The sequence below is a fragment of the Paenibacillus sp. 01T422 genome, from assembly GCF_056398785.1.
In genome coordinates this window covers 1-3894 of sequence record NZ_JBFTQB010000631.1, presented here as the reverse complement: position 1 = coordinate 3894, position 3894 = coordinate 1, and the positions used below count along the sequence as shown (strand labels likewise).

Annotated in this window: 5 protein-coding genes; all 5 read left to right on the top strand. The window is 35.4% G+C overall.

Annotated features, from left to right (window positions below):
• Positions 1-221: hypothetical protein (locus AC1DUA_RS27670; RefSeq protein ID WP_477502823.1), on the top strand; the 221-nt coding region annotated here is incomplete at its 5' end.
• Between the two features lie 586 nt (positions 222-807).
• Positions 808-1254: a hypothetical protein gene (locus tag AC1DUA_RS27665; RefSeq protein ID WP_477502822.1), complete on the top strand. Its 447-nt coding sequence runs from the start codon at positions 808-810 to the stop codon at positions 1252-1254.
• Positions 1255-1601: 347 nt separating this feature from the next.
• A complete protein-coding gene (locus AC1DUA_RS27660) occupies positions 1602-1781 on the top strand; it encodes a hypothetical protein (protein WP_477502821.1) in 180 nt (59 codons plus the stop codon).
• A gap of 22 nt (positions 1782-1803) precedes the next feature.
• The gene (locus AC1DUA_RS27655) at positions 1804-2934 is read left to right on the top strand and encodes an RCC1 domain-containing protein (RefSeq protein ID WP_477502820.1); all 1131 of its coding nucleotides are present in this window, start codon (positions 1804-1806) and stop codon (positions 2932-2934) included.
• A gap of 121 nt (positions 2935-3055) precedes the next feature.
• A complete protein-coding gene (locus AC1DUA_RS27650; RefSeq protein WP_477502819.1) occupies positions 3056-3886 on the top strand; it encodes a hypothetical protein in 831 nt (276 codons plus the stop codon).
• The last annotated feature ends 8 nt before the right edge of the window (positions 3887-3894 follow it).

The following is a 3894-nucleotide window of genomic DNA, read 5'->3' as shown; positions in this document are numbered from 1 at the left end:
AAAGGAGAGTTAACATGGATGACCGTAAAGATATGTATGACTGCCCTCTGTTAAATCGTTCACTTTGGATGGGAGATTGCTACGACATCAACGCTGTGGTTGAAAGAATGGTAAAACCGTCAGTTCTTCAGTCTTTAGAATCTGAACTTGGTTTTCAAGTTGAAATGTCCAAAGCAGCAAAGGTATGTTCTAACTGCTGTCATTATAACTTTAAGAACTGAGTTTTTCCGTCGATAATAGTTGTTGCGTTGAACTAACGGATAAGTATAGCTCAACCAAAAACGAGGCTGCCGGTATGATTCGGTGGCCTCGTTAATGAGGGGAATGCAAGAATTGGAATGAATGATTTCAATTATATATTTTTTTAGGGAAAACACCTAATTAACCAATGATATAAATATGAAAATAGGATGGATTATCTTTCTCTTTATTAAGATGTATTTTCCAATTATCATTAGATTTAAAGTGCCACTAACATGTCATTACGCTAACTGGGAGCTGATAATACGCAGCAACTCGCGGGTCAGAAGGTGCCTTCGTCTTATAGCTGGTTGGAGAAATATGAAAGGAGAATGGTGACAGCATCATTTTCACATAAGCAATGTCATAAAGAAAAAATGTAAATGAAAGACCACTTGTCATAACCGAAAGATCAATGAGTTAACGGCGAACGAGAGTTCAAAAATGAGAAGAAAAGGTAGCCGTCTATAATGGAATGGTTGCCTTTTCTCAACTAAAGGTTAGGAATGGTTCAATTGTGTTAATATTATCCAGATGATTCAAATTCATTGTTGGGGGAATATGAAATTGACAAATAATAAGCAAGAGAATATAGGTGGAATTTTTGGATACTTAATATTAGGTTTTGTTTTATTAATTGTAATTCTCTGTTTGATATTTTACAGAGGATTGCTCGATCAAGAGAAAAAAATGAGAGGTTATGTTATGCTTCCAAACGATTATGGTGTCTTTCAGGTCACTCAAGAAGGACCTTATGAAATTGCTGATTGGAATAATGATGATAAACAAGTTGTAAAACCAAACATTTTAGAGATAGCTTGGGATGAACGGTATGTATTATTTAAACGTGAAGATAGAACTGGTGAAGAAGTTGGTGTGCTAGATACTAAAACAGAAGAAGTTAAAAGTCTTTCTTACAGTTCTGATAATTTACAAAAATTGAAGTCAGACTTTAGTATAGTTCAAGATATTACTCTAAAAAGTGTAACTAGTTTGTGGCACGAGAGACCTTAAAAGAAATAAAAATTTATGATTATCTTATTCTACAAATGTATATTTATCTCCGGGAGACGTTAGTTGAATAAAAGACTCGTTGAGCGAGTGAACCCGTCCTTGGTTTAATTACGTTAGGTATCAGATCCTATAGGGACAAAATGATTAAAGAAGAGGTCAGTGAATATGATAAATTAGGATACTTGTGGAATTCTGCAGAAATGCCGGATAATTATCAGATCGGGTTGGAATAAGTTATGCCTTCATTTGCTGGCAAATAAGAACGATTTATGGAATTATCGGAGGAAGATGATTGAGATAAAACATGGGAGGATTGTCAACAAGTTAGATTTGAAGTTGCGTATCAATTGAACAGTTTTGACTGGAGCGGGATTATTCCTGTAACAAGTGATTTTGTTTTATATTCGGAGTGGGAAGCTATCGACTTAAATGGTACTGATTTAATCAAAAACATCCCGCCAAAACATGGAATTGAGGTTCGTAATAATGAATTATTTGATATGGATGCTATCGTTGTTTCTAATTAGCGGCTGTAGTGTTCTAACCGATATGAATGAAACAACCGAAACTGAGCAAGCATCGACTAATAAGATCGTCACAATTGAAGCAGGAGGTTATGCCTCAACAGTCTTAAAATCAAACGGATCTGTGTGGACTTCAGGGAGAAATAATGTAGGTCAATTGGGGAATGGAACAAAAATAAATAGTGCTGAAATGAAACAAGTAAGTGAAATTAAAGATATTGTCTTCATTAATGGCAAAACAGACCACACATTAGCACTTACGAAAGATGGTTCTGTTTGGGGATGGGGTTATAACTCAAAGAATGAAATAACTGAGGGTGAAAAAAGCATAATTAGTCCCATTCAGATTGATGGTTTGAAGGATATTATTCAAGTCAGTACAGGAGGATACCATTCACTTGCTCTTGATAGGTCTGGTGATGTCTGGGCCTGGGGAGATAATATCTATGGTCAACTTGGAGATGGAACTTACAATAGCCATCCAAGACCTGGAAAAGTTAGTGGATTATCTAATATTATAGCGATAGAAGCTGGAGGTAATCACTCACTCGCTTTAACGAAAGACGGTAAAGTATGGTCGTGGGGACGTAATGAATTTCATCAATTAGGGAATGGTGACAATTCAAAAGGCAACATGCCTGTGATCGTGAAAAAGCTAAAAGATGTAAAAAGTATCTCTGCCGGAGATAACCATTCCTTAGCCGTAACTCAGGATGGAGAGGTTTGGGCTTGGGGCTATAACTCTAATGGTCAAATCGGTGATGGCAGCAGTAACGTTTATAATAAAGATGGTAGTTTAAAAGATAATCATGATAAAGCTGAACCAGTAAAAATAAGTGGGTTTAATGGGAAAGTAAAGTCCGTCTCGGCAGGATTCAAACATTCGCTAGCATTGACTGAAAATGGTGAGCTCTACGGTTGGGGATGGAACGAGTACGGTCAACTGGGAAATGGAACAGTTGTAGATTCTAAGGTTCCTTTGCTTAATGGTAAGCTAAATGCAAAAATAATAAAAATAGATACCGGATTCTACCATTCGTTCGCAATCGATGAGAAAGGAATAATCTACTCATGGGGCGACGATACGTACGGACAGCTTGGTGATGGTATTACGAACAAAATAAAAATTGTACCTACAGTGCTTGAAGTCAAATAGTAGGTGGATAGAACGGCTCTCTACAAAATTGAGAACGAGTGTTCTTTACATATATTCAAAAATTGGATCAAAAAGTTCGTTTTACGAGTTCTCGTCAATATGGAAAGTAGGTAGGGTCACTTTGTTTAGTCGATTGGGTTTATTTATAGGACTTTCGATCTTATTTTTAGCCATAGGATGTAAATATACGCTACTGAATCAGGATACTTCGACTCGATCAGCTATCTTACCGACGAATCCAACAATAAATGCCAATAACGGAAGTCAAAAAGAAACATTCACGGATGTCCCCACAGTAACACCAACTAAGAACCAAAGTGAGATATCGCTTATCGATACGCAAAAAATATGGGAAAATTACCTTTATAGTATTTTAAATAACCGTGAAATGAATTTATTGTTTACACAACAGGATTTTGAGATAAATCTTGATGAATACATTAAGAAAGGAAAGATTTCAATAAAGGGGAACCCTTCAGAAATGGAGTCTATTAAAAATTATTATGACTCTTCTTATCTCGTAGATAGGGATAAAGATGGCGTTGATGAACTTTACGTAATTACGTGTGAAGGTTCAATTAGACAATATTATGGGATGGTGTACAAAAAGGAAAATGAAGATTATGTTGTGGCGAGTACTTTTGAAGGGCATATTATTCCAGTTAAACATAATAAGGAAGTGCATTTTATAAGTATAGAAAATGACTTTGAAACGAAGTTCACAAATGCAGTCATTGAGTATGCAATTAATGATTTAGCCTTTAAACCCAAGGAGATATTTAAAATAAAATATACGTATGAAGTATCAATGATACCTGAATCAATGACGAAAATAATAGATGCAGAATATTTGAATACATTAAGCAAATACGAAATTGAGGATACAAATTCAACGAGTATTACGAAAATTTCTGAACAACCATCCTATGATGTACGGATAGTAGACGAATAATATAAGAA